The organism is Nonlabens sp. (assembly GCF_965657255.1).
In the GTDB taxonomy this organism is placed as follows: domain Bacteria; phylum Bacteroidota; class Bacteroidia; order Flavobacteriales; family Flavobacteriaceae; genus Nonlabens.
The window spans coordinates 123,987-150,537 of the sequence record NZ_CBFHNM010000007.1; the positions used below are offsets into that span (position 1 = coordinate 123,987).

Consider the following 26,551-nt stretch of genomic DNA (forward strand, 5'->3'; position numbering starts at 1 on the left):
GAGGGATAGATGTTATTCCGCTTTCGCGAAAGCGGAATAAAAATCAATATTTTTGTAACATTTGTATCACTTTATGGTCCAATGAGAAAGCGTACTTTTAACCTGTATTAAATCCAAAGTCAATTCATGCTCATTTATTTAAGAGTTTTAAAAGAAAGTTTCTTTTTTGCCGTGAATGCATTGCGCACTAATTTGTTGCGCACCTTTCTTTCTTTACTAGGGATTACCATAGGTATTTTTGCGATTATAGGTGTTCTTGCTGCCATAGATTCTTTAGAAAATGAAGTACAAGATGGCCTTAGCTCTCTAGACGTTTCTACTATTTATGTATTGAACAAATCATTTGGACCGACAGAATTAGAACCTTATCAGTACGATAAGTTTCCTAACGTTTCTTATGACGAGTTTCAAATGCTAGAGCGTAGCATGGACGATATAGATGCGATAACTTATACTATTTTTAGCTCGCCAGAAAACATCAAATTTGAAGACAAAACAGCCACTGGAGTGAATATCATTCCTGGAACTGAATCTTTTTATGACCTTGAGAATATCAAACTAGAGGAAGGTCGTTTTTTCAATGGATCAGAATCTAATAGCGGTAGTCCAGTAGCGGTTATAGGTAGTGAAATAGCAACAAGTCTTTTTGGCGAAAATAATCCGATAGGTAAACGAGTACGATTGTACGGTAATAAATTTACGGTGATAGGTGTAATGGAAAAACAAGGTCAGGGAACCATAGGTCCATCAAAAGATGGCAGTGTGTACGTTCCTGTTAATTTTGTGCGTAAAATTTATGGTGATAATAATCGAAGTAAAGTTGCTGCACTTATCCTTAAGCCTAAAAAAGGAGTTGATCAAGATGAATTTATTGCCACATTTGAACAAAAATTAAGAACTTATAGAGGTTTAAAACCTGATGAAATTACCAACTTTTTTATCAACCCTTTAAAAGGTTTTACCGATTTGTTAGATCAGATTTTTGGTACATTAACCTTAATAGGAGTTGTAATTTCTGGGTTTTCAATGCTAGTAGGTGGTTTTGGGATAGCAAATATTATGTTTGTGAGTGTGAAAGAACGTACTAATTTGATAGGGATTCAAAAATCACTAGGTGCAAAAAGACGTTTTATTCTTTCACAATTCTTATTTGAATCTATAATTTTAGCACTGTTTGGAGGGCTTTTCGGTCTGTTTTTTGTCTGGATAGGAGCTATGGTAGCAAATGCTCTTACAGACGATTTCCTGTTTATTCTTTCTACATCAAATGTGATATTAGGAACTAGTGTTAGTGCTATCATAGGACTTATTGCTGGAATTGCACCTGCTATAATTGCTGCAAGACTGGATCCTGTAGAAGCTATAAGAACAGGAATGTAACATTGAAGTAATTTTTTACTACACTATTTTCAGGTCCTTGAAGAAAAAGTAAAGTGTCATTTTATTCTAAAATAGAAATAAAAAAAGCAATCAATTACTCTATTTAAAAACTTCTATTTCAAAGTACTAAATAGCTATCTTTGCAAAAAATTTGAACACGATGAGTAAAGGTAACGAAGGATCAAAAAATAAAGGAAGCGGTCGCCGTGATGGTAAGAGCGCTGGTGCTTCAAAAAATAAAGGTAAACGTAAAGCTGGATCTTTTGATCCTAAAGGAAAACCTTCTTCTCACAAGAGCGATTCTAATGAGCGCCCAACTACTCGTGGTGGAAAGAACCAGGTAGTAGGAACCTCTCGTTCTGGAAAACCTGTGACTAAAAAAGAATACATCGATCGCAAAAAAGCTGAAAGCTTTTCTAAAAGAAAAACGGATAAATCTGGTACTAGATTAAATAAATATATTGCAAACTCTGGACTTTGCAGCCGTCGTGATGCAGACATCTATATTAAAGCTGGTAGTGTAACCGTAAATGGCAAGCCTGTTATAGAGATGGGCTATCAAGTGATGCCTGGTGATGAAGTACGCTTTGACGACAGGCCTATCCAGCCTACAAAGAAAGAATACTTTATTCTTAATAAACCTAAAGGATTCAACTCGCCACGTACAGGAGAAGGCTCTACAAGAACGGTCCTAGATCTTATGCACAACGCAAGTCCTAACAGCCTACATTTTGTGGGGCGTTTAGGGAGAGCATCGCTAGGTATTATGCTATTCACTAACGATTTAGAACTAACGAATAAACTAAACAATCCTAAACAAAAATTACGCAAGATCTATCAAGTAGCATTAGATCGTAGTTTCAAGCATGAGGATTTGATGAGAATACGTAAAGGCGTTTTAGTGGATGGCGAAGTAATTGAAGTTAAGGATATCAATTATGTGGAGAATGGTAAGAATAACGAGATAGGTATAGAAATACATAGTGGTAAAGACAATATTGTTCAACGTCTGTTTGAAGTAGTAGGATATGAGATTAAAGTCTTAGACAGAGTTGTTTTAGGAGGTCTAACCAAGAAAGATTTACCTAGAGGACACTATCGTAAACTTACAGAACAAGAAGTGATCAACCTTAAGATGATGCAATAATTAATTTTAACATGCAGTTAACCTTTACTTGTTTACTTTTAATATCTTTAATAATCAAAAGATTGCTTTGACACTTTTTATTAGTTTACATATTGAATACAAAATACATTGATCTCATAGATCAGACTTATTACTTCCCAACAGAAGAATTTGAGTTAAAAGATCAGCAACTTCAGTTTCACGATATTGACCTGATGGCCCTTGTAGAAGAGTATGGCGCACCTTTGAAATTCACTTATCTGCCTAAAATATCAGATAATATCAATCGTGCAAAAGGTTGGTTTGAAATAGCTTTCGCGAAAGCGAACTACAAAGCAAAATACCATTACTGTTATTGTACAAAGAGTTCTCATTTCAAGCATGTTCTTGATGAGGCTTTATCAAGTGATATTCATATCGAGACGTCTAGTGCTTTTGATATCAATATCGTTAATAAGCTAAAGAAAGAAGGTAAGATTAAAAACGAAACCTTTGTAATATGTAATGGTTTTAAAAGAGATCAATACATTCAAAATATAGCAGATTTAATAGACTCTGGGCAAAATTGTATTCCTATAATAGATAACTATGAAGAATTAACGCTTCTTACAGATGCAACCAGTAGGAAATTCAATGCAGGAATACGTATTGCGAGTGAAGAAGAACCTAAGTTTGAATTCTACACCAGTCGTTTAGGTATAGGTTATAAGAATATTCTTAATTTTTATAAAAGTCAAATTGAATCTAATGATCAAGTTCAACTTAAAATGTTGCATTTTTTCATAAATACTGGTATACGTGATAATGCTTATTACTGGAACGAATTACATAAATGTCTTAAAGTTTATGTTAGTCTCAAAAAGATTTGCCCAACTCTAGACAGTTTAAATATAGGTGGAGGATTTCCTATTAAAAACTCATTAGTTTTTGATTTTGATTATGAGTATATGGTCACTGAAATCGTAGCACAAATCAAACAAGTTTGTGAAGAAGCTGGTGTTGATGTGCCTCATCTTTTTACAGAGTTTGGTTCTTTTACCGTAGGAGAAAGTGGTGGCGCCATTTACAAAGTTTTGTATCAAAAGCAACAAAATGATCGTGAAAAATGGAACATGATCAACAGTTCTTTTATAACGACACTACCAGATTCGTGGGCGATTAATAAACGTTTTATCATGCTAGCATTAAATCGCTGGAATGAAGAGTATGAACGTGTATTGTTAGGTGGTTTAACTTGTGATAGTGATGATTACTATAATAGTGAACAAAACGTAAACGCCATCTATTTACCTAAATACCATAAAGATAAACCTCTTTATATAGGTTTCTTTAATACAGGCGCTTATCAAGAAAGCATCGGTGGTTTTGGCGGTATACAGCATTGCCTAATTCCTGCACCAAAACACATCTTGATTGATAAAGATAAAGATGGTAAAATAACCACCAAAATCTTTAAAGAGCAGCAAACTAGTGAACAAATGCTAGCAATTTTAGGGTACTAATGAACTCGAATTTGAACTAGAACTAGAAAGATGAAAAGCTCCTTCCCTCGAGGACTATCGAAATTAAATGATAATTTAATTGAAGATACCGAGCGGAGCTCATGGAATGGGTGTTGCTATGCTAGATAAATGTAGTAACTTAAATTGGAAATAAATTATAAAAAGCCTCGCAGAGGTTTCTTCTCCGCTGGAGAAGACGGAAGATGAGGCCACGCTATTTAAACTTAAACTAAAACTTAATTAGTAAATAATGAGTAATTCAAACTACGCAGGTATTGAAGATCAATATGCAGCACTAGACAGTGCTTCTATTGTATTAATTCCAGTTCCTTATGATGGAACTAGCACGTGGCAAAAAGGAGCAGACAAAGGTCCGCAGGCTTTTCTAGATGCTAGTGCAAATATGGAGTTATATGACATTGAAACAGATACTGAGGTGTATCACCATGGTGTTTTTCTAGCAGATGCTGTAACAGAAAATAGCTCTCCAGAAGCTATGGTAGATGCCGTGCATGCCATAACAAAAAAGTACATCAAAAAGAACAAATTTGTGACACTTTTTGGAGGTGAACACTCTATTTCTATAGGTTCGATAAGAGCGTTTAATGAAATGTATGAAAATTTAAGCGTGCTACAAATCGATGCTCATGCAGACTTGCGCAAGGAATATGAAGGCAGTTCTTGCAATCACGCTTGTGCCGTTTATGAAGCAAGTCAAAAATCCAACCTCGTACAAGTAGGAATACGTTCCATGGACAGTATAGAAGTAGGCATAAACGATGACGAAAAGATTTTCTTTGCACATGAAATGATTGAGGACGATTACTGGCAAGAAAAAGCTACAGAAATTCTTACAGAAAATGTCTTTATTACTATAGATTTAGATGCCTTTGATCCATCGATCTGTCCATCTACTGGAACACCAGAACCTGGTGGTTTGCTATGGTATGAAACGCTAGATTTTCTTAAAATGATATTTGCAGAGAAGAACGTGGTAGGTTTTGATATTGTAGAACTTTGTCCTAATCCATCAGAAAAATCTTCTGACTTTCTTGCTGCAAAACTATATTACAAAATGCTTAGCTATAAATTTAAAGATATCGCTTTAGAAGGTGAAGAGGGATATGAAGCAAATAGCGCTTATGCAAAAGCGGGATTAAAAAAAATGAAAAATAAAGAAGAGTAATCTTCACATAAAAAACACCATGGGAAAACCAATAACAGATTTCATAGAAAATTACTTTTTACACTTTAACAGTGCTGCACTTGTAGACGCTGCAAAGGGTTATGAAGCACAACTCAACCAAGGATCTAAAATGCTTGTTTCACTTGCTGGTGCAATGAGTACTGCAGAGATCGGAAAGATCTTTGGCGAGATGATACGCAAGGACAAAGTGCAATTCATTTCCTGTACAGGAGCAAATCTTGAAGAAGATGTGATGAATCTTGTTGCTCACAGCCATTATAAAAGAATTCCTGAATATCGTGATCTTACGGCTCAAGACGAATGGGATTTATTAGAGCAAGGGTTAAATAGAGTTACAGACACCTGTATTCCAGAAGAAGAAGCTTTTAGACGTATACAAGAGCATATTGTAAAAATATGGAAAGATGCAGAGGCTAAAGGTGAACGTTATTTTCCTCACGAATACATGTACAAGTTATTATTGAGCGGTGTTTTAGAACAGCATTATGAAATCCCAATTGAAAATTCATGGATGTATGCAGCTGCAAAAGCAAATTTACCTATTGTATGTCCTGGATGGGAAGACAGTACGATGGGAAATATTTTTGCTAGTTATGTAATGAAAGGTGAGCTTAAAGCAAGTACCGTTAAAAGTGGTATCGAGTATATGGGCTTTCTAGCCGATTGGTACACAGAAAACAGTAAAAATGGCGTAGGCTTTTTCCAGATAGGTGGTGGAATTGCTGGTGATTTCCCTATTTGTGTAGTGCCTATGTTATATCAAGATATGGAACGTACAGACACGCCATTCTGGAGTTATTTCTGCCAGATATCTGATTCGACTACTAGTTATGGAAGTTATTCTGGAGCTGTTCCTAATGAAAAAATCACTTGGGGAAAATTAGACAAAGACACTCCTAAATTCATTATAGAAAGCGATGCGACGATTGTTGCTCCATTGGTTTTTGCCTATTTATTAGAAATGTAAACTTGATGAGAATTCTACTTTGTTTTCTAATACTCTTTAGCTTTTCACTAAACGGCCAAATACCTAAAAACTCTAAGGCGATCATTTATCAAAAGTCTGGAGAAAAGATGGTAATGACAACCAAGTCTAAAATCCCTGTAAGAGCAGGAATCTGGTCTGTGTACATGAGGCTTAAGAATAGGGAAACTAAAGAAGTAATTAAAATCACCAACGAAGAAGTAGATTCTGTAATTTTTTATACGAGCGAAAGTCTGAAAATTAAAGGCAGAAAAGAAAAAAGAAACCTAAAAAGAAAATTTGTCTTTTATCAGGACGATCCAGAGTCAGAAGACAAGCGTTTAGTAGAAGAGATTACCAAAGGTAAAATTACGGTCTACCGCAGTCATGAATATGAGAATTATGGGATTGCAGATGGCGAGTTTATCGTCCTATACATTTTTAAAGAAGGAGTAGAACCTCTCAAGTTTTTGGTAAAACATGCTTACCATTTAAAAAAGCAAGCACCCAATCTTATGAGTGACTGTCCAAAATTACTTAACGAGTTATCAAAACAAAAGAGATTTAGCGATGATGATGTACTAGAGTATTTTGTGAGATATAACAATGGTTGCGATTAAAAATCATTGAAAATTCGCTTTCGCGAAAGCGAATTAATAAATATACTTATGAACATTAAATTATTCTTTATCGTTTTATTCATCGCTACAATGGGTTACAGTCAATATACTTGGACCGATGCAGTAGTTACTTTAAAAAACGGAACCGTTTTAACAGGAGAAGCGCAAATTCCTATGCAAAATAAGGGCATTGGATCTTTAGTCAAATTCAAAGAACGCGTAAAGTTTAGAAAAGAGAAAGGTGGAAAAAAGACCAAGCATGATATAAAAAATGTTAAAGAGATTTCATTTAATATAACTTATAAAGAGAAAATAGACGGCAAGAGAGTAGAAAAAACTAGAATTGCTAAATATGTTCCCGTGGTATATAAAAAGAAAAGAAAAAAAGACGTAGCATGCTTTATGGAAGAAATAGTAATCGGGACTGTTTCCTTGTATGGAAGAAGTGTGAATGCACAAGGATCCATAGGCCCTATGTCACAAGCAGGTACTAACATACCTATGTATCATAACTTCTGGATGAGTCATAATGAATTTTACGTTCAGAAAAATAATGAACAAGCAACCTTAATTAATCAGGTAAGCCTTTCTAAAGCATTCAAAAAAAGAGCTGCTGAATATTTCAAAAGTTGTCCAAGTGTAGTGACTAAAGTAGAAGCAAAAGAATTAAAAAAATCTGATCTAAAAGAAATTGTGGAGCTTTATAATGAAAACTGTGGTTAGATAGGAAGAAAGAGGGAATGATTCCGCTTTCGCGAAAGCGGAACACAAAACAAACCTGTAAGTTGCTGGACAAATAGCGGTTTACAGGTTTTTCTATTTTGTAAATTAACAATATTAAAACAGGTTCAAGAATGTATCTGTTTATATTAATAAAAAAGTAACCGTATTATGAGCGATATGAATATGAATAAAATTGACAATTTGAATCTTGAGTTTTTACAACTTAAAGATTATGAAGAATTGAAACATGCCATGATCGACTCTTATTCTAATTTACCAGATTCTTACTGGAAAAAGGATCAGATAAAAACGTTAATAGACAAATTTCCAGAAGGACAAGTTGTGCTTAAAGTAAATGAGGAAATAGTTGCTTGTGCTTTAACAATTGTTGTGAAGTATGAAGATTTCAGCGGTCAATATACTTATGAGCAAGTAACTGGTAACTATAAATTCACTACTCATGATGATGATGGCGACGTACTTTATGGGATTGAAGTCTTTATTAAACCTCAATACCGCGGTATGCGATTGGGCCGCCGTTTATATGATTATCGTAAGGAATTGTGTGAGAATTTGAATTTGAGAGGAATCGCATTTGGTGGTAGAATTCCTAATTACCATAATCACGCGAGTGAAATGACGCCTAAGGAGTATATTGAAAAAGTGCGTAATAAAGAAATTACAGATTCTGTTCTCAATTTTCAGTTGTCAAATGATTTTCACGTTTCTAGAGTTCTTAAAAATTATCTAGATGGTGATGCTGCATCCATGGAGTTTGCTGTTTTATTAGAATGGGATAATATTTATTATACAAAACCAATTACTGAGACCGTTGCGCTTAAAAGTACGGTACGATTAGGCATAGTACAATGGCAAATGCGTCCATATGCTGGTTTTGAAGAACTGATGCAACAAGTAGAATACTTTGTTGATAGTCTCGCGGCTTATAGAGCAGATTTTGCTTTATTCCCTGAGTATTTTAACGCTCCACTTATGGCAGCTTATAACGATTCTAGCGTGAGTCAGGCTATACGTGAATTAGCAAAATACACAGTAATGATCAGAGAGCGATTTTCTGAACTTTCCATCAAATACAACATTAACATTATCACAGGTTCTATGCCTGAAATAATTGATGGACAATTGTATAACATAGGGAATTTATGTCGCCGTGATGGAACTATAGAGCGATACGAAAAAATTCACGTAACACCAGACGAGCAAAAAGTATGGGGATTGCAAGGTGGTAAAAACATACAAACTTTTGATACCGATTGTGGCAAAATAGGAATCTTAATTTGTTACGACAGCGAGTTCCCAGAATTGAGTCGCATTATGGCAAAAGATGGTATGCAAATGCTTTTTGTTCCATTTTTAACAGATACTCAAAATGCATTTGCACGAGTAAAACTATGCTGTCAAGCACGTGCCGTAGAAAACGAATGTTACGTGGCAATAGCTGGTAGTGTTGGTAATTTGCCCGCAGTAGAAAACATGGATATTTCTTATGCACAAAGTGCGGTTTTTACACCATGTGATTTTGCTTTTCCATCTAATGGTATCAAAGCAGAAGCCACAGCAAATACAGAAATGATCCTTGTTGCAGATGTGAATTTGGACCTTTTAAAGGAACTTCATAATCATGGAGCTGTAAAAAATTTAAAAGATCGTAGAACTGATTTATATGAGGTAAAAAGAAAGTGAAATTTGTAATTTAGCATTTATAAATTGACCATATCTACATGAAAAATATTTGTCTATTCTTGTTTATGATTATCGCTATGAATAGCTATTCTCAGATCTATGAGACTCAAATTGCAATAGGGTTAATAACTGGAGAAGAAGTCTATGGACTAGCAAAAATTCCCAACGGAGCAAATCGACCCATAGCGCTTGAAGTTGCAAGCGATTTACCAAAAAAAATCATTATGCCAGAAGAAATCGACTATATAATTGTTGATTTACTTATTAGTGAAGAGTTCAAGGAAGATGGGGAATATGTTCATCAAGAGGAGCGTTTTATAATTGTACCTATCAATTTAAAAAGTAAGGGTAAGGATAAATGGTACTTTGCACACGAAATTATCAAAGGTGATTTATCGTACTATGGATACCAATTTAAAGCTACTAAAAAAGAGTTTACACCAAATCCTAATCCCTTTATAGGCGGATCAGGAACAGCGTCAGATAAGTATACTTTTTCCAGTTCTAGATATTTGTATGTAACCTTAGAGGGCACCCTTCTAAAATCCACTAAGTCTCAAGCTCGATTTTTACAAAAAGAAGCACATAAATTAATGCCAGACTGCCTAGAATTAGTAAAAGAAATAAGAGATCAACGTAGGTTTAAAAAAGATGATGTGAAAAATTATATCTTAAGATATAATCAAGGATGCTACTAATTTTACAACGATATTTTTATCGCCTCATCAAAGCATTAAAAGAGAGAATATCTATTTTACCATCAGGATAAAGATTGTTTTTTGATTCAAAGTCAGCAAGTGCTGTGCTTGTAATTTGAGCAAAAACACCATCTAAAGGAATAGCATAACCTTGCGAATTTCATATATCAATGCACTTTTTGAACCTATATTTTTACTTATGCTAATTTGATTTTTATACAATTCTAGCAGTGCCGGCACGGTTTGTAATGAATCCTTTTGGTCAGGAATCGTAGTATTGTTTTCCTTGGCTTTTATTTGATCATTAGTAGCTCCTTCCTTTTTCATTTGAGCAGACTGAATCAACTTCTTTTCTAAATAATTGATTTTAGCTAGCTTTTTTGAATAAATATTTACCGCTTGATTGGTTTCTAAATCATTCTCCTCTGGCATACGCACATCGATATCATTTGTAGTCCATTGTTGTTTCACAAAGCTGTTTACATCTTGAATGGCTTCTTCATAATCCCAGACTATAGACTGATCATGATAGTTGAGATCAACTTCATGAGTCGTTTCATATTCATAATTAGGCGCTTGAAATCATCGCCCATATTTGTAAAAATCGCAAGCTACAAAGTCTAGAAATCTATACCAATATAAATATGATGATTTGTTTCATTGTTGTTTAATTTTTCAAAGATAATCAACCTTTATAAAGAATAGAATCTAATAATTATTACCAAAACGAAAGTCTTAATGATAGTATTTTGATTCTTTTGACGTTTTCACTCGTATAATACTCTCGAATTGTTCTTTTTGAAAACTTCAAAAAGCAAGTATCCTAAAACTATTAAATACTCAACGCCTATTAACCATGGATTCTCTTGAAATGCTGAATTTGAGTACGTATAATAACTTAAGAAAACGGTACAACTCCATACCAACATGAAACGGTATTTAGTAAATACAGAAAATAATAATGGAATAGTAAGATACCAAGGATGTACAGTTGTGGAAAGTATTAAGTACACAAAATATGAAAATAAAATACTAGTTAACAGCACCTCTGGCAATTCATTCTTGCGGAAAAGAGAAATACTGATAATGATTAAAAATGTAATTATAGGTAATACTTTACCAGCGGTTTCTATAATGTTATATCCAGTAATTTCGTAACCTATGGCTCTTACGATATAATAAACACTCGCATTAAATTCAAAATTACCAAACCAAAGTCCGACAGAATTTGAATACTTATCCATCAATTCTACACTAAAAAAAGGTAAGAATCCTGAAATTACAACCACACTTACTACTAGATAAAATACTATTGCTTTTCTACACCACAGCCTTCTTATCAAAAGAGGTAACGCAATAACTGGCAATAACTTTAGTAAAATACCATATCCTAAAAACAAAGCTCCTTTGATGTAATTTGATTTTAGTAAGAAGTAAACAGACAATAACATTAAAAAGGCCATAACACCTTCAAAATGTAAATTACCAGTAAGCTCTATAATCACAAACGGATTTAAAAAATAAAGTAATATCAAATATGGTGGTTTGCCTAAAAGTTGGAGTAATTTAATTCCGTAGATAAAAATTCCTATCTCTGCCGCAATTACAAGAATACGCATCCATATGATAGTCGCTGTGATACTTTTACCACCTAAAAAGGCTGCTATAGCAAAGAGTAATTGATTAAAAGGTGGATAATTAGTATAGTTACTACTGGAAAGCGCACCCATATTTGCATGTAACAAAGTTGCATTAGGTATATGTGAAAAATCATTTTTAATCACATTATCAGGTAAATATAAGTAAGGATTAAATCCATTTAATAGTTGATGGCCATCCCAGATAAACCGGAAAAAATCCTGGGAAAGATTAGGAGTGTAAGTTAAGAGTGTCAATCTAAAAGATAGACCTGCAATAAAAATAAAAAGCAAGGAATCCGATTCAAAAAATCGCGTGCTCCATTTGTAAGGAAAGAATCTAAAATTCTGTTGAAAAGCACTTACGGTAAATTTATAAAAAAAGTAAAGGCCTAAGAAAAGTAAACTGTAAACGAGAAGTGTTTCTGAAAATTGCTTCCGCGGAAGCGAGAAAAAAACAGCATATAATACAATGCTTATTAAACTGATAATACCTAAAATATTACCTAGCTTATTTTTCATTATTGCTTTTCTGTAATACTACGCAAAAAGACAAATCCAAAACCTATAAATAACATTAAGTGAAAAGGGAAAAGTCCAAAATCACCACCTTGATCACCTACAATAAAAGCACTGTACATACCAAATGCAAAGTAAAGCATCAAGATTCCTTCAATAATTACATGCGGACTTATTTTCTTGAGTAAATATTTATTTGCTTTCCAGTTGCCACCTACTGCCTTCAGATTAAACTTAGGAGTTCTAACAAATTCACTTCGTTTTCCTGCATGACCTTCTAAGACTGCAATCGAGTTATGAAAAGAAAATCCCATGGCTATAGAAAAAAATGTGAAAAACATGCCTATGTAAGATATAAAGTTCTTAAAACCACTGCCATAAGTTTTTTTATACATGTACCAATAACAGAGAAAAAATATAATAGAACTAACCACAAAGAAGCTCATGACATAAAAATAATCATGCAAATGAGCGTACGTGTTTTTAATATATAACATAGGAATACTAAGAACACCTACTACTAAAACATTAAGGAACATGGTACTATTTAATAAATGTAAAACTCCATGAAGTTTTGACTTAAAAGACATATCAGACGATATAACTCTTTTGAACATTTTTCTAAAATTCTCTGCTCCACCTTTATTCCATCTAAATTGTTGTGAACGTGCCGCACTAATAATTATAGGAAGCTCTGCCGGTGTGGTAACGTGCTCTAAGTATTTAAACTTCCAGTTTTTTAATTGAGCTCTGTAACTTAAATCTAGATCTTCTGTTAAGGTATCACCTTCCCAGTTTCCTGCGTCGTATATAGTTTCTTTACGCCATACTCCTGCAGTACCATTAAAATTAATAAAATGTCCTTTAGAATTGCGACCTACTTGTTCTAACGTAAAATGTGCATCTAAAGCAAACGCTTGTATTTGAGTCAGAATAGAATGATCACGATTAAGATGTGCCCATCTGGTTTGCACTACTCCTATTTCAGGATCTTTGAAGTAAGGTATGGTTTTATACAACCAGTCAGCATGTGGTAAAAAATCAGCATCAAAGATGGCTATCAAATCGCCTTTGGCAATTTTCAGACCTTCTTTTAAAGCACCAGCCTTGTATCCACTGCGATCAGTTCTTGTGATATGTAAAATATCTAGTCCTTTTGCTGCAAGTCTTTTTACATGAGCAGCGGTAGTTTCTACAGTTTCGTCTGTAGAATCGTCTAGCACTTGAATTTCTAATTTTTCTCTAGGATAATCTAACAGGATAATATTATCTAGTAATCTATCCATCACATAAGCCTCATTAAAAACAGGCAGTTGAATAGTCACATAAGGAACTTCATTTAAATTGTCAAGATCTAATAATGGAGAGTCATCTACAGCTTTTTGGGCCTTAATGTAATTGAATAATAGATTGAGCTGCGCAAATGCATAGAACAATATTAATATAAGCGATATGGAGTAAACCACTATGCAAATCCACACTAAAGTCATTTCTTAAAACCGTATTTGAATATCCATGTTAAAATTTTAACACCTGCAAAGATAGCACCTTTAATTGTACCTGAGACTTTTGAAACACCAATTCTATTCCTATATTTCATAGGAATTTCCTTGTATTTATATCCTTTTTTAAGGACTTTAAGTTGCATTTCTACTGTCCAGCCATATGTACGATCCATCATTTCTAACTCTAAAAGTTTGTCGTATTTAATTGCTCTAAAAGGACCTAAATCTGTGAATCGAGAATTAAAAAAAAGTCTCATTAAAGACGTAGCTAACCAGTTGCCGAAAACCTGTGGTACAGTCATAGAGCCTGACTCTCTAAGCTTTTTTACTCTTGCTCCTACAACAAAATCAAAATCATCTTTAATTATAGGTGACACTAATTCTGTAAGTTGTTCTGGATAATCGCTATAATCACCATCTAGGAATACGATAATATCTGTAGAATCATTTAAACTTGCCACGTACCGCATTGCTTTAAGACAGGCATTTCCATATCCTGGAATAGATTCTTCTACAACGGTTGCACCTGCGTTTCTAGCATTTCTTACAGTTGCATCTGTAGAGTTATTACTACACACAATTATTTCTTTTACTAAAGAAGGAATATCTCTTATGACTAGCGGTATTGAATCTGCCTCATTATAGGCAGGAATGATAACTCTTATGGTGGGAATATGAATCAGAATAGAGATTTTGAAAAGTGGAGCAATTTAAGAATTATCGCTGGCATGTTTACATGAATCGAGTACATTATTACCTTATATTATTTAATGAAAAACCTGGATGTGCCGTTTTAAATCTCCCATAACTAGTCCATTCACCCACTTTACTATTTGCCTTATACTCTGTCACTTTAGAAAGACTGGAACGCTTATAATACAAAACATATCCAGAAATTTTATCATTTTCATATTGTCTTTTCACCATTCTATAAGAGTTGTAGTTATGAAAAGTACACCAACTTTGTTTCAGATTATTCTTGAAATAGCCCTCACTTTTTAATTGATCTGCATCATAGAAATACCAGTATCCGTCTTTTTTATCATTTTTAAAATGACCTTGTGAATAAACACTGCCATCGATGTAAAACTTCCAGTAAACATTTTTCTGTCCATCGACCATCCATCCTTCACTAATTAAAATACTATTATCAAAATCTTTAACGTATTCTTTATCCTCATTAAAAATAGATAGATGTACTATCACCAGCATTGAAAAACCCTATATATTTCATGATCAGCTTTTTGACTTTTTTCAAAGAACATTGAAATTAATCACATTTTAATCACATCAGCTCTTAGGGTGATATATCTAGGAACTATTTACTATAGAAAGGGAAGTATAACCTTATCGTTGAAAAAGTTTAATATAAGGCAGTTCTAGTTGAAGTATAGATGAGATGTTTTATAGTTCCGCTTTCGCGAAAGCGGACTTAATAAAGATGACTTTCTAATTAAATAAATTAAAAACCGTTATCATTATCATTAGGATCTTTTCCGCCAAATTTTGATAATTTGTAGGTAAAACTAAGCATAAAGTATTGTTGTAATACCAGGCTACTCGTGTCTGCGACAAAATCTTGTGTAATAGAACGTCTGGTATCAATAATTTGATTTAAAATATCATAAGCCTTAAGTTTTACTGTAGCTTTATCTTTAAGGAATTTATATCCTAAACTACCTATTAACACAAAAGAATCGTCATCAAAATCACCAGTTATATTACCGAATTTGTTGTACTCACCTCTTATTCCTAAAATAACATGCTCTGGCCATGATGTTGTTATATCAATCGCTGCTCTATGATTAACAAATTCTTGATCTGTTATACTTTCAATATCAAATTGTGTTCTATTTGCACTAATCGCATATTCTAATTCTACATCAATGTAATCTTGTAAAGAATATTCAAAAGTAAGCTCTGGTGTAAAACTGTAGCTTTCTGACTGAAAAGCTACTTCATTTGTAAAACCTTTGTTCAAAGAAATATTTCCATCTATCCCAAAATCAAATCCTATAGATCGATCATCCTTCTTCCATGTTTTTGAATAACTGGTGTATAGATAACCATTGTACTCTCCATCGATATTTGTGTATGTAGTTGTTCTTATCAAATCATCGTCTGTAGTCGTGATTGCCGCAACACTATTATCTGTATATGTAAAACCACCACCAGAATAAAATCCAGATCCTTGTTCCCAATCGTACTTACTAAGATTAAAGTAAACATTGTGCCTTTGACTAGCATCCAGATCAGGATTTCCTATAATTATGTTTTGAGGATTTGTTCTATCTTCCACAGGCTGCAATTGTCGTACACTAGGTATATTAATACTATTGCTATAGTTGATATACATTCTACCAAATTTTCCGAACTTATAGTTGATATAAGCTCTTAAATAAGGATCCGTAAATTCTTTATCAAAACTTGTATTAAGCAACACATCTTCACTTTCTAAGGTTTGATGTATAATCCCTGCACTCACATCAAGCCTTAAATCACCTTTATTATATCGCAAACCTAGGCTAGGTCTTTGTTGTGTGTTTTTTACTTCATAATCATTACTAAGCGTATTATTAAATACTAAGTTTCCAGACCCATCACGATCAAATATACTTCTCGTATTTTCTTCATTACCAGACTCTACATTATAATTAACTGATAAGCCTAATGCGTCTGTCAACTTTTTATTAAGATAAGGAGTAAAAGAAAGGCTGTTTCTTTCTGTGTTGTTATTAATCAGTTGATCCTGAATTACCGGAGTTTCTGGGTTTCCTATATCATCAAAAGTGATACGTGTACTATTAAAGTCACTTTGAGAATCATTTTTATTTCTATTTACATTTCCATAGAATCCAAAATAAGTTCCTTTTTCTTGAGTTCTTCTAGAAAAATAAAAATTTGCAGCTAGGGATTGATTATCTGAATCTGAAACGGAAGAAGTACTCACGTCATTGATAATATCTCCACTATCATTGCTTGAAGTGGAAGCACTGGTGTTGTTACTGAAGTTACTAGACAGATTTATATTAGGTCTAACATTAAAGGATGTTAGTGTATCTGGCTTTACTTCTATGCGTCCACTTATTCTGTGGCTGTCACCATTTCTATTGCCTCGATTAGAGCTTTCAGTGACAAATGTTCTATCGGGAAGGAAGGTTTCTCTGCGACTATCAGAAGCAGACTCTGTATCGTTACCACCATAAAAATAATTTAATGATGCACTTACAGTATTACCCCAATCATTAGACATATTTAATCCAGCACTATCGCTAGAAGTAATACCGCCGCTACCTCCAAAATTTTGTCCATTGATTCCAAAACTTCCATTACTACTTCTAGAAATAGAATAAGCGCTACTTCCCATCGCGTCATAAATTTCGTCAAAAGAAAATCCTGGACTATTAATGTTGTTGCTGCTGCCTAAAACACTTAATTTAAAATCGTTATTAAAGTAATTTACAATTCCACTAGTAGAATAACGATCATCAGTACCTGCACCAGCAGTTAGTCTAGAGAACCATCCCTTATTTTTATCTTCATCTATGGTAATATTTATTTCACTCGCGTTTGCATCACCAGCCTCTCCAGTAGCTTTTTGGGCATCAGTCTTTGATTCTGTAACTTGAATTTTATCAATAATTTCCTTGGGTAAGTTTTTCAACGCTATTTGTGGATCATCGCCAAAGAACTCTTTGCCATTCACTAAAATTTTTGAAACTTCCTTTCCATTTACTGTAATCTTCCCATCTTTATCCACCTTAACACCAGGCAATTCTTTCATGACATCTTCTAAAGTTGCATCTGCTTTAGTATTAAACGATTTTGCATTAAATTCAAGGGTGTCTTTTTTAACAGTTATAGGTGCTTTACGAGCTTTAACCACTATACTATTAAGAGATTCTATATCACTACTTAGGCTTATGACACCTAAATCAATATCTCTTCCATTATTCAGGTTAAAAGTTTTAGTATAGTTTTTATACCCCTGAAAAGAAGCGATGAAGGAGACTTTTTCATAGCCTGTATTTCCTGTTAGATTAAAAATACCTTCTGCATCAGTGATAGAATATGCTATAAGAGTAGAATCTTTAACGCTTTCCATATAAATAGTAGCACTTAAGAGTTTCTCATTTGTGATGGAGTCTTGTACGATTCCTTTGATACTAAACTGCTGGGCTTGTAACGTACAGGAAAATGCCATTATAAAAATAGTAGCGAGAAATAAACGCATAGAGGCTGGTTTTAATCAGTTGGCTTTAATTAACCTAAGATAAACGCAATGTTATCGGGAAAATTTTATTACCACAATTATATTAAGATAATTTAAGTTAACGGTTGCCTATATAAAATGCTTCTAAACAAAAAGCATCCTAAAAAGGATGCTTTAAAAAAAATTAGATTAAATATTATTTTTTTCTCATGTAAACACTAATCGGGACACCATGAAAATCAAAGTGCTTTCTCAACTGGTTCTCTAAATATCTTTTGTAAGCATCTCTCACGTATTGCGGTAAATTGCAGAAAAAAGCAAACTGTGGTTGAGGTGTAGGTAACTGAGTAATAAATTTAATCTTAACAAACTTACCTTTCAAAGATGGTGGTGGATATTTTTCAATTAATGGAAGTAATACTTCATTCAATTGACTGGTTTTTATCTTTTTAGAACGATTATTATAAACCTCTACCGCCGTTTCAATGGCTTTGTGAATACGTTGTTTATTTAATACAGAAATAAATACAATAGGCACATCAGTAAATGGCTCCATTTCTTTTCTAATCTGTGCCTCAAATTCTTTAGCAGTATTGGTTTCCTTATCCACAAGGTCCCATTTATTAACTAAAACCACTATTCCTTTGCGATTACGTTCTGCAAGCCAAAATATATTTTGAACCTGACCGTCAAAACCTCTAGTCGCGTCTAACATCAAGATACAAACATCTGCATGTTCGATAGCTCTTACGCTGCGCATGACACTATAAAACTCTAAATCTTCACGTACTTTTTTCTTTCTTCTAATCCCAGCTGTATCTACCAGGTTAAATTCAAATCCAAAACGATTGTACTTAGTATCAATAGAATCGCGAGTGGTTCCTGCAATATCGGTAACAATATATCTTTCTTCTCCTATTAAAGCATTAATGAAAGAACTCTTACCTGCATTAGGTCTTCCTACTACTGCAAATCGAGGTAAATCATCCTTTTCTTCTTCTACCGTTTCTGGCAATACCTTTACTACATCATCTAATAAATCTCCCGTACCGCTACCATTCATACTAGAAATAGAATAATACTCACCTAAACCTAGATTATAAAATTCATAGGCATCCTGCTCGCGCTGGTTATTATCAACCTTATTTACCACTAGAAAAACAGGCTTGGTAACCTTGCGCAATAATTTTGCAACATCCTCATCCATAGGAGTAATTCCTTCTTCTGCATTTACCATAAATAGAATAGCGTCTGCCTCATCAATAGCCAGTTCTACTTGATGATCTATTTCTGTTTCAAAAACATCATCACTTCCTATTACATAACCACCGGTATCGATAAGAGAGAAATCTCTTCCATTCCAGTCACTTTTTCCATAATGTCTGTCTCTAGTTACTCCACTTACAGAATCAGTGATCGCCTCTCTTCTTTGAATCATACGATTAAAAAGAGTGGACTTCCCTACATTAGGTCTTCCTACAATTGCTACTATACTCATGATGGCATTTTTTGCGTTTGCAAAGGTAGTTTTTTATTGATTATTAGAGCAGTAGGTTATGATAAGATGTTTGATAATAAATCCGCTTTCGCGAAAGCGTAACTATCACAAAATGAGTCGATCATTTGAAGTAAATTAGAAGAGCTTTACTTTTTACGATCAATCACATAATCAACCATCATTAATAAAGAATCTTTATACTCAGATTCTGGATAGGTATTCAAGATTTCTAAGGCTTCATGTTTGTATTGGTACATAGCTTTTATCGCATAATCCAAACCACCATTATTTTTTACATAATCAATAACCTCTCTAACTCGTTTTTTATCGCGGTTGTGTTTTTTGACCGAATTAATCAACCACTTTTTATCCTTAGGAGTCGCCGTATTCAAGCTATGAATAAGTGGTAAAGTCATTTTTTGTTCCTTAATGTCTATACCGGTAGGCTTACCTATGCGCTGGTTACCATAATCAAAAAGGTCATCCTTAATTTGAAAAGCAACGCCTATAAGTTCACCAAATTTGCGCATTTTCTCTACATCTTTACCTTCTGGATCTACAGAGCATGCCCCTAAACTACAGCAGGCAGCGATTAAAGTAGCTGTTTTCTTGCGTATGATGTCGTAATAAACATCTTCTGTAATATCGAGACGTCTTGCTTTTTCAATTTGAAGCAACTCTCCTTCACTCATTTCACGTACTGCAACACTAATGATTTGTAACAAATCAAAGTCCTTATTATCTATACTAAGAAGTAAACCTTTAGACAGTAAATAATCACCTACTAGAACAGCTATTTTATTTTTCCATAAGGCATTTACAGAAAAGAAACCTCTTCTTTTTAAACTATCATCTACCACATCATCATGTACAAGAGTAGCGGTATGAATAAGTTCTATGACAGATGCACCACGGTAAGTACGTTCATTCACCAGTCCATTGCCTACCATTTTTGCTACTAGAAACACAAACATAGGACGCATCTGTTTACCCTTACGGTTTACAATAAAATGAGTAATACGATTAAGTAATGCGATACGAGAGGCCATAGAAAGATGAAACTTCTTTTCAAAAAGTTCCATTTCATGAGCGATAGGCTCCTTTATTTGCTCAGCTATTTTCATCTAATGCAAATATACTCATAGTAGTATTTTAAACTATAAGCTATAACTTAAGATTTAGAGTTAAAAAAAAGGCCATCTCGTTTGAGATGGCCTTTTCAATATCTTATCAAGTCCTTAAAATTACTCTTTAATAAACTTTCTAGAAATAGTTGTTTCGTTATTTGAAATATTAACTATATATAATCCAGATTTTAGGTCTTGAATATTTGCGTTTACAACATTAGACTCAACCTCAAAAGATTTTACTAATCTACCGTTAAGATCTACAATATTCACAGAAGTAAATTGTTGTGCACTACTTGTGATATTTAAAACATCTGTTGCTGGATTAGGATAAACGTTTACAGTTACGTCATTTAAGGATTCCTCTCCAGTGGTAAGTAGGTCACTAGTAACTACTGCTTCTACTGAATAGCCTTCAAAACTGATTGTAGCTGCACTTGTATTATCAACCGTTGGAGGAGTTGCGCTAGGGTTAGCTGCATTAGCAAAAGCTACGAAATCTAACTCATCTGGCGTTTGATTTGGAATCCAAAAAGCCGCTCCTAGACCACTACTTCCAACTGCAGGATCTGTTTTCCACAAAACCTCTCCAGTTGTTGTGTTATAAGAGCAACCTATTCTGTACGAAGTATTTTGGTTTAAGACCAATCCACCAGTGGCAAGGTTTATATTGAAGGTACCTGGTGTTCCTCCGTTATTTAAATATGCAAGACCGCTTAAAACTCTAGTATCTGTATTATACCCAAATCCAATAATCGCATTTCCAGCTGCACTATATAGACGCACACCTAGGTTACCTCTACTAGTTGTTGCTGCGCCTGTGTCAAATGTATACTCTATCTCTATGACATCATTTCCAGCTGTTCTAGAAGACCATTGAGTACCTAGACCACCATCTTTCCACATAAATCTAACGCCACCAACAGCATTAGGTGAAGTAAGATTAAACACATTGTTACCTGGTCCTGCAGAAGCTATTTGAAAATTAGAATTACCAGCATTTGTGCTCGCGTTTGCTGTAGCTGTTCCGTTGTTAGCAAAAGTCAGAAAATTACCTTGTCCTGGAGCAGATGCATCAAATACGGTACCGACATCTCCAACAGTAAGTGCGTTAAAATTTTCTGATTCTAGTACTTGACCAGAAACAGAAATGGTAAGTGCAAAAGCACTTAAAAAAAGTATAGTTTTTTTCATTGTAAAAAAATTTAATAGTAAAAATAACAAAATTAGTACAGGTATCTAAAAAAATTTGTTAAAACGTTAAATGTTTAACTTATGAGGACTATTAAAGTTTAAAAACAGAGTTTACAATTTTTTTTATCAAAAAACTGATTATCAATTAGTTAATATAAAATATGATTGTAAAACAGAAAATAAGGAACTATTTGCAGTGTTTCTTTAGCTATTCATATAAGACTGTTTTTAATGCTTGTTTGCCAGCTGTCCACAAGCAGCATCTATATCTTTACCTCTACTTCTTCTTACGTTGACAACAATGTGATTGCGCTCCAATTGGTATTGATACATCTCAATAGCTTCAGGACTGGCCTGTTCAAAACGATTGTCATCAATGGAATTATATTCAATTATATTAACCTTACAAGGAATTACTTTACAAAACTTAATTAACTCATGTACGTCTTCCTGTGTATCATTAATTCCTTTCCAGACTACATATTCATAGGTTACTCTAGTACCAGTCTTTTTGTACCAATATTTCAAAGCTTCCTTTATATCTGACAATGGAAATTGCTCGTTAAAAGGCATTATTTTAGTACGCTTTTCATCTATCGCGCTATGTAATGATAAAGCGAGGTTAAATTTAGGACCATCATCAGCAAGTTTCTTCATCATCTTAGGAACTCCACTTGTAGAAAGTGTGATACGTTTAGGTGACATTCCTAAACCATCTTCACTTGTAATTTTTTCAATAGATTTGAGAACATTATTATAATTCATTAGTGGCTCTCCCATTCCCATGAAAACAATATTTGATAAAGGTATATTGTGATACAACTTACTTTGTTGATCTATAGCAACAACTTGATCATAAATTTCATCAGGCTGAAGGTTCCTCATACGCTTTAGTCTAGCAGTTGCACAAAACTCACAATTTAAGCTACAACCTACTTGAGAAGACACACATGCAGTTGTTCTAGTGTTGGTAGGTATTAAAACTGATTCTACCGTTAACCCATCATGTAATTTCACAGCGTTTTTAATAGTTCCATCTTGACTTCTTTGCATATCATCTACCGAAATGTGATTTATGGTAAAATGATTTTCAAGAAAGGAACGAGTTTCCTTTGACAGGTTAGTCATTGCATCAAATGAATGCGCACCTTTCTTCCATAACCATTCATATATCTGGTTCCCTCTGAAGGCCTTTTCTCCACTTTCCACAAAAAAATCCCTTAATTGTTCTTTTGTTAGGGCTCTAATATCTTTCTTCTTTTCTTTCAAAATAGTATATAAAAACGCGTTGCAAAATTACAAGATCTTGCAACGCGTTAGGTATTATTCTTAATTATTATTTTTTCAATAGCTTTTTAACCACTTCAAAATCACCATTTGATAAATTCAAAAAGTAAAGCCCTTTAGAAACAGAACTTATATCTATTTGAGTGGTTCTAGAATCAAATTTGCCAGATTCGATTAATTTCCCTGCTAGATCGTAAATAGAATAAGTAACATCATTTATCTCTGATTGTACATTAAAAATTCCAGATGATGGGTTAGGATAAATATTTATAAAATCCTTAATTTCTTCATCTATTCCCGCAGTACTTGTGATTCTAAATGCTGTGGTTTGAGAGGCACCAAAATTACCAGTAGAAGATATAATTTGCGATCCTGTATCTGTGGTTAGATTATAATTACCTTGACCAAATCCACAACATATCCCATCATTTTCAGAATCATTTATAGTAAACTCATAACATTCTCCTTGTATGATATTAAACGGTCTACTATAGGAAGTTGCAGTTGCAGGTAGTGAACCTCTTGCTCCAGAAGCTACAATCGCTCCTGAACTATCTGTTACCGACCAAGATGTTTCATTTGGAAAATTATCAGTTAATATATTGAATGAAACGGTACTATTTGCAACAAATGACGGAGAATTATTAGGTTGAAAATTAACTGAAATTAAATTATCAATTCCATTTTGATCTGGAACACCATTTGGATTTTCTAATCGTACCGTTAAGGTACCACTTCCTGTCACCGGATTAGAAGGCAAATTTACCGTATCACTTAATCCTTGAGGGATATTACCAACATAATCAATTACCGTAAATGGACCTGTTCTCGAATAAGAGTAAACTATGTCTATACTAGTTATAGGAGAAGAACCTCTATTTGTTATGATCACTGTAGGAACAAAGCTATCTTCACATACTTCTTCAGGCACATTTTCTATTACTACACTTGCGTCGTTTGCAAAAACCTGTAATGGAGGAAATTGTCCTAAAGTCTCCTGTCCAGTATTAGAAGGATCTAACCAATTACTTAATCTAGTGCTGTCTGTAGTTCCAAAATCCCATCCTACTCCTACTCTTCCATAATAATCAATACGATTGTTATCATTGGTTCCAACACAGGCCGCTGCACCACCAGAAAGAACTCCTATTATCTCACCATTTTCATTGAACAATGGAGAACCAGAAGAACCAGGCTCTGTAACCCCTAAGTCCCAATCAGAGATCAACCACATTTCTGTACTAGGGTTTCCATTAAATGATCTTGTGTTACGAACACCACCTTGATCATCTCTGCAAACCTTTTGTATATCACCACTAGGATGATGAACACCGAAAGTTATAGCTGGAGTAGTTACTTTAGATCTATTCCAACCAGCCCAAACCACATCAGGATTAGAGTTAAAGAATCCTGTATCGGTAATCCTTACAAGTCCCATATCGCTTTCACTACTATTCATTAATAATTGCGCACCACTTGCTGTTTGATCAAATGAACCTGAAATACTTCCTTGTGTAGTGGAGCATTGAGCTACAGTACTTCTCCAATTGAATCTAAACGCCCAACCAGCAACACTTCCACCCATACAATGATTTGCTGTCATAAATAAAGGCGCACCATCGTTTGCTGTATTGTTAACTAATGCACCAGAACAAAATCCTGTATTACCTGTTACCAACATTGCGGCACTTTTCTTCACATCTTCTTTAACGTCGTTTATGCTAAATGGGTCTGCTCCTGGAGGAGTTATATCACAATTTACATCTTGATTGCAGTCTCCAGAATCATTAAGAGCTTTTGCTTCTTTATAATCTTCTGTAGTTCGATATCCATGAACTACATTCCCTATTTCTAATCTACTCTGACCTATTATTTCCTTAGGCTCAAAAAACTCGACCCAAACATCATCAGCTTCTATGGGCCAGATACCAATAGCCTTGTTTATGTTGTTTTGTTCGTAGGTAAAAACTTTGGATAAATCACTTTGATCATAAGCTGAAACTCGCATCCAAGCTCCTGGTCGTAAATCAAACCAATCAAAGAAAATATTTATAGTTCGAGCGCCTGGCGATTGTATTCTAACTCTCCATAATTGATCTCCATTATCTAAAACGATTTTTTGTCCATGAGTATCTGGATCTATATTCACAGGGAAGTCATAACCAAATCTCCATGGAATACTTTTATCCAGGTCGTTGATAGCGTCCTCCTTTGCTAATTGATCAAAAGGGACATTTGAAAATTTTTCAATCTTAGCATCGTAAGAGTTAGAAAGCTTCCAAGATAATGGATTTGGGCCAGTAACCTGTGTTTGAGCACTTACGGTTTGCACAATGAAAATGACTAATAAAAAGGCTGTTTTTTTCATTCTAATAAAATTTTTTAGCAATATAAGCAACTCATAATAAAAAGTTAATATTAAAATTCTTAATATTTATAATTGATTATTTTTAAACTGCCATCTACTATGATTAAAATAGTCAAAAAAAAAGCCTCAAGTAAATCTTGAGGCTTTTTAAGAGTTTTTTTTTAATCAATGATCAACATGGCATCTCCATAGGTGCTAAATTTATAATCTTCCTTGAGAGCGATTTCATAAGCTTTTTTTAGAAAATCATATCCAGCAAAAGCAGCAGCCTGCATCATTAGTGTTGATTTAGGATGGTGAAAATTAGTAATCATACAATTAGCTATCGTAAAATCATATGGTGGAAAAATAAATTTGTTAGTCCACTCGTCAAATGTATTTAAACGCCCATTACTGCTAACAGCACTTTCTAAAGTACGCATAGTAGTAGTTCCTACTGCGCAAACTTTTCTTTTATTATCTATAGCCTCATTTACAACATCACAAGTTTCCTTAGTTATAAATGCCTGCTCACTGTCCATTTTGTGCTTTGATAGATCTTCTACTTCAACTGGCGAAAAAGTACCCAAACCTATGTGCATAGTAACAGAAGTCATCTTTACACCTTTAATTTCTAACCTCTTCAAGAGATGTCTAGAAAAGTGAAGTCCCGCAACTGGAGCTGCTACAGCGCCTTCTTTAGAAGCAAATATAGTCTGGTATCGTTCTTCATCTTCTGGCTCTACTTCTCTATTTAATTCTTTAGGTAAAGGTGTTTCTCCTAAATCTTTTAACGCCTGTCTGAACTCTTCATAACTACCGTCATAAAGAAAACGTAATGTACGTCCTCTAGATGTAGTATTATCTATTACCTCAGCAACTAGACTTTCATCATCACCAAAGTATAATTTATTACCAATTCTAATTTTTCTTGCAGGATCAACAAGAACATCCCACAATTTAGTATCTGGATTTAATTCTCTAAGAAGAAAAACCTCGATTCTCGCACCAGTTTTTTCTTTATTACCATATAACCTGGCAGGAAAAACCTTAGTATCGTTAAAAACGAAAATATCATCTTCGCTAAAGTAATCAATCACATCTTTGAACATCTTATGTTCAATCTCACCGGTCTTCCTATGTAAAACCATCAATTTAGACTCATCTCTATTTTCTGCAGGATGTTTTGCGATGCGATCTTCTGGTAGGTCGTAACCGAATTGTGATAACTTCATTAATTAATTTTTATTATAAGTTGCAAATATACAATTTGAGTATAGGCCTTGTCAAGTAATTTTAC

At 34.0% G+C, this 26,551-nt stretch carries 22 protein-coding genes; 9 read left to right on the forward strand and 13 right to left on the reverse strand.

Annotation, left to right across the window (positions count from 1 at the left end; genetic code table 11):
* Positions 1–126 precede the first annotated feature (126 nt).
* From ACTF54_RS09650 to ACTF54_RS09690, 9 genes are all read left to right on the forward strand, one after another.
* Positions 127–1,380: an ABC transporter permease gene (locus ACTF54_RS09650; protein ID WP_347196928.1), complete on the forward strand. Its 1,254-nt coding sequence runs from the start codon at positions 127–129 to the stop codon at positions 1,378–1,380.
* A gap of 160 nt (positions 1,381–1,540) precedes the next feature.
* Positions 1,541–2,527 (forward strand): pseudouridine synthase, encoded by a 987-nt coding sequence (locus tag ACTF54_RS09655; RefSeq protein ID WP_438969236.1) that lies wholly within the window; start codon positions 1,541–1,543, stop codon positions 2,525–2,527.
* 92 nt (positions 2,528–2,619) lie between these two features.
* Complete coding sequence (locus ACTF54_RS09660) at positions 2,620–4,008, forward strand: arginine decarboxylase (protein WP_438969237.1); 1,389 nt, start codon at positions 2,620–2,622, stop codon at positions 4,006–4,008.
* A gap of 250 nt (positions 4,009–4,258) precedes the next feature.
* Entirely contained in the window at positions 4,259–5,194 is a 936-nt protein-coding gene (gene speB / locus ACTF54_RS09665; RefSeq protein WP_438969238.1) for an agmatinase, read from the forward strand.
* A gap of 19 nt (positions 5,195–5,213) precedes the next feature.
* Positions 5,214–6,182, forward strand: coding sequence for a deoxyhypusine synthase family protein (locus ACTF54_RS09670; RefSeq protein WP_438969239.1), 969 nt, complete (start codon positions 5,214–5,216; stop codon positions 6,180–6,182).
* A 5-nt stretch (positions 6,183–6,187) separates the two neighbouring features.
* On the forward strand, positions 6,188–6,799 hold the full coding sequence (locus ACTF54_RS09675; protein ID WP_438969240.1) for a hypothetical protein: 612 nt from the start codon (positions 6,188–6,190) through the stop codon (positions 6,797–6,799).
* A gap of 48 nt (positions 6,800–6,847) precedes the next feature.
* Positions 6,848–7,522: a hypothetical protein gene (locus ACTF54_RS09680; protein WP_347197457.1), complete on the forward strand. Its 675-nt coding sequence runs from the start codon at positions 6,848–6,850 to the stop codon at positions 7,520–7,522.
* Between the two features lie 177 nt (positions 7,523–7,699).
* A complete protein-coding gene (locus ACTF54_RS09685; protein WP_347197494.1) occupies positions 7,700–9,226 on the forward strand; it encodes a bifunctional GNAT family N-acetyltransferase/carbon-nitrogen hydrolase family protein in 1,527 nt (508 codons plus the stop codon).
* A gap of 38 nt (positions 9,227–9,264) precedes the next feature.
* The gene (locus tag ACTF54_RS09690; RefSeq protein WP_347197458.1) at positions 9,265–9,924 is read left to right on the forward strand and encodes a hypothetical protein; all 660 of its coding nucleotides are present in this window, start codon (positions 9,265–9,267) and stop codon (positions 9,922–9,924) included.
* 16 nt (positions 9,925–9,940) lie between these two features.
* On the opposite strand, the gene ACTF54_RS09695 is transcribed toward ACTF54_RS09690, so the two are convergent.
* From ACTF54_RS09695 to queA, 13 genes are all read right to left on the reverse strand, one after another.
* Positions 9,941–10,066, reverse strand: coding sequence for a peptidoglycan-binding domain-containing protein (locus ACTF54_RS09695; RefSeq protein WP_438969264.1), 126 nt, complete (start codon positions 10,064–10,066; stop codon positions 9,941–9,943).
* On the reverse strand, positions 10,057–10,395 hold the full coding sequence (locus tag ACTF54_RS09700; RefSeq protein WP_438969241.1) for a hypothetical protein: 339 nt from the start codon (positions 10,393–10,395) through the stop codon (positions 10,057–10,059). Before ACTF54_RS09700 ends, ACTF54_RS09695 begins: the two co-directional genes overlap by 10 nt.
* 296 nt (positions 10,396–10,691) lie before the next feature.
* Positions 10,692–12,083, reverse strand: coding sequence for a glycosyltransferase 87 family protein (locus ACTF54_RS09705; RefSeq protein ID WP_438969242.1), 1,392 nt, complete (start codon positions 12,081–12,083; stop codon positions 10,692–10,694).
* Positions 12,083–13,570, reverse strand: a complete 1,488-nt coding sequence (locus tag ACTF54_RS09710) for a cellulose synthase family protein (RefSeq protein WP_438969243.1) — start codon at positions 13,568–13,570, stop codon at positions 12,083–12,085. Before ACTF54_RS09710 ends, ACTF54_RS09705 begins: the two co-directional genes overlap by 1 nt.
* Positions 13,567–14,259: a glycosyltransferase family 2 protein gene (locus ACTF54_RS09715; RefSeq protein WP_347197495.1), complete on the reverse strand. Its 693-nt coding sequence runs from the start codon at positions 14,257–14,259 to the stop codon at positions 13,567–13,569. The genes ACTF54_RS09710 and ACTF54_RS09715 overlap by 4 nt, the downstream gene beginning before the upstream one ends.
* Positions 14,260–14,338: 79 nt before the next feature.
* On the reverse strand, positions 14,339–14,797 hold the full coding sequence (locus tag ACTF54_RS09720) for a toxin-antitoxin system YwqK family antitoxin (protein WP_347197462.1): 459 nt from the start codon (positions 14,795–14,797) through the stop codon (positions 14,339–14,341).
* 250 nt (positions 14,798–15,047) lie between these two features.
* A complete protein-coding gene (locus tag ACTF54_RS09725) occupies positions 15,048–17,819 on the reverse strand; it encodes an outer membrane beta-barrel protein (protein ID WP_347197463.1) in 2,772 nt (923 codons plus the stop codon).
* A 175-nt stretch (positions 17,820–17,994) separates the two neighbouring features.
* The gene (der, locus tag ACTF54_RS09730) at positions 17,995–19,299 is read right to left on the reverse strand and encodes a ribosome biogenesis GTPase Der (RefSeq protein ID WP_347197496.1); all 1,305 of its coding nucleotides are present in this window, start codon (positions 19,297–19,299) and stop codon (positions 17,995–17,997) included.
* A 143-nt stretch (positions 19,300–19,442) separates the two neighbouring features.
* Positions 19,443–20,420, reverse strand: a complete 978-nt coding sequence (locus ACTF54_RS09735) for a polyprenyl synthetase family protein (protein WP_347197464.1) — start codon at positions 20,418–20,420, stop codon at positions 19,443–19,445.
* Positions 20,421–20,540: 120 nt separating this feature from the next.
* On the reverse strand, positions 20,541–21,617 hold the full coding sequence (locus ACTF54_RS09740) for a T9SS type A sorting domain-containing protein (protein WP_347197465.1): 1,077 nt from the start codon (positions 21,615–21,617) through the stop codon (positions 20,541–20,543).
* 228 nt (positions 21,618–21,845) lie between these two features.
* Positions 21,846–22,886, reverse strand: a complete 1,041-nt coding sequence (gene rlmN, locus ACTF54_RS09745) for a 23S rRNA (adenine(2503)-C(2))-methyltransferase RlmN (RefSeq protein WP_347197466.1) — start codon at positions 22,884–22,886, stop codon at positions 21,846–21,848.
* A gap of 67 nt (positions 22,887–22,953) precedes the next feature.
* Entirely contained in the window at positions 22,954–25,272 is a 2,319-nt protein-coding gene (locus ACTF54_RS09750) for a T9SS type A sorting domain-containing protein (protein ID WP_438969244.1), read from the reverse strand.
* Positions 25,273–25,433: 161 nt separating this feature from the next.
* Positions 25,434–26,486: a tRNA preQ1(34) S-adenosylmethionine ribosyltransferase-isomerase QueA gene (gene queA, locus ACTF54_RS09755; protein WP_347197468.1), complete on the reverse strand. Its 1,053-nt coding sequence runs from the start codon at positions 26,484–26,486 to the stop codon at positions 25,434–25,436.
* Between the last annotated feature and the right edge of the window lie 65 nt (positions 26,487–26,551).

Excerpts from the sequence above, each read along its gene's own strand:
- ACTF54_RS09670 (WP_438969239.1), top strand. The coding sequence starts at position 5,214 with ATGGGAAAACCAATAACAGATTTCATAGAAAATTACTTTTTACACTTT.
- speB (WP_438969238.1), top strand. The coding sequence starts at position 4,259 with ATGAGTAATTCAAACTACGCAGGTATTGAAGATCAATATGCAGCACTA.
- ACTF54_RS09750 (WP_438969244.1), bottom strand. The coding sequence starts at position 25,272 with ATGAAAAAAACAGCCTTTTTATTAGTCATTTTCATTGTGCAAACCGTA.
- ACTF54_RS09675 (WP_438969240.1), top strand. The coding sequence starts at position 6,188 with ATGAGAATTCTACTTTGTTTTCTAATACTCTTTAGCTTTTCACTAAAC.
- ACTF54_RS09720 (WP_347197462.1), bottom strand. The coding sequence starts at position 14,797 with ATGCTGGTGATAGTACATCTATCTATTTTTAATGAGGATAAAGAATAC.
- ACTF54_RS09690 (WP_347197458.1), top strand. The coding sequence starts at position 9,265 with ATGAAAAATATTTGTCTATTCTTGTTTATGATTATCGCTATGAATAGC.
- queA (WP_347197468.1), bottom strand. The coding sequence starts at position 26,486 with ATGAAGTTATCACAATTCGGTTACGACCTACCAGAAGATCGCATCGCA.
- ACTF54_RS09710 (WP_438969243.1), bottom strand. The coding sequence starts at position 13,570 with ATGACTTTAGTGTGGATTTGCATAGTGGTTTACTCCATATCGCTTATA.
- ACTF54_RS09655 (WP_438969236.1), top strand. The coding sequence starts at position 1,541 with ATGAGTAAAGGTAACGAAGGATCAAAAAATAAAGGAAGCGGTCGCCGT.
- ACTF54_RS09740 (WP_347197465.1), bottom strand. The coding sequence starts at position 21,617 with ATGAAAAAAACTATACTTTTTTTAAGTGCTTTTGCACTTACCATTTCT.
- ACTF54_RS09725 (WP_347197463.1), bottom strand. The coding sequence starts at position 17,819 with ATGCGTTTATTTCTCGCTACTATTTTTATAATGGCATTTTCCTGTACG.
- ACTF54_RS09685 (WP_347197494.1), top strand. The coding sequence starts at position 7,700 with ATGAATATGAATAAAATTGACAATTTGAATCTTGAGTTTTTACAACTT.
- ACTF54_RS09705 (WP_438969242.1), bottom strand. The coding sequence starts at position 12,083 with ATGAAAAATAAGCTAGGTAATATTTTAGGTATTATCAGTTTAATAAGC.
- ACTF54_RS09735 (WP_347197464.1), bottom strand. The coding sequence starts at position 20,420 with ATGAAAATAGCTGAGCAAATAAAGGAGCCTATCGCTCATGAAATGGAA.
- ACTF54_RS09650 (WP_347196928.1), top strand. The coding sequence starts at position 127 with ATGCTCATTTATTTAAGAGTTTTAAAAGAAAGTTTCTTTTTTGCCGTG.
- ACTF54_RS09680 (WP_347197457.1), top strand. The coding sequence starts at position 6,848 with ATGAACATTAAATTATTCTTTATCGTTTTATTCATCGCTACAATGGGT.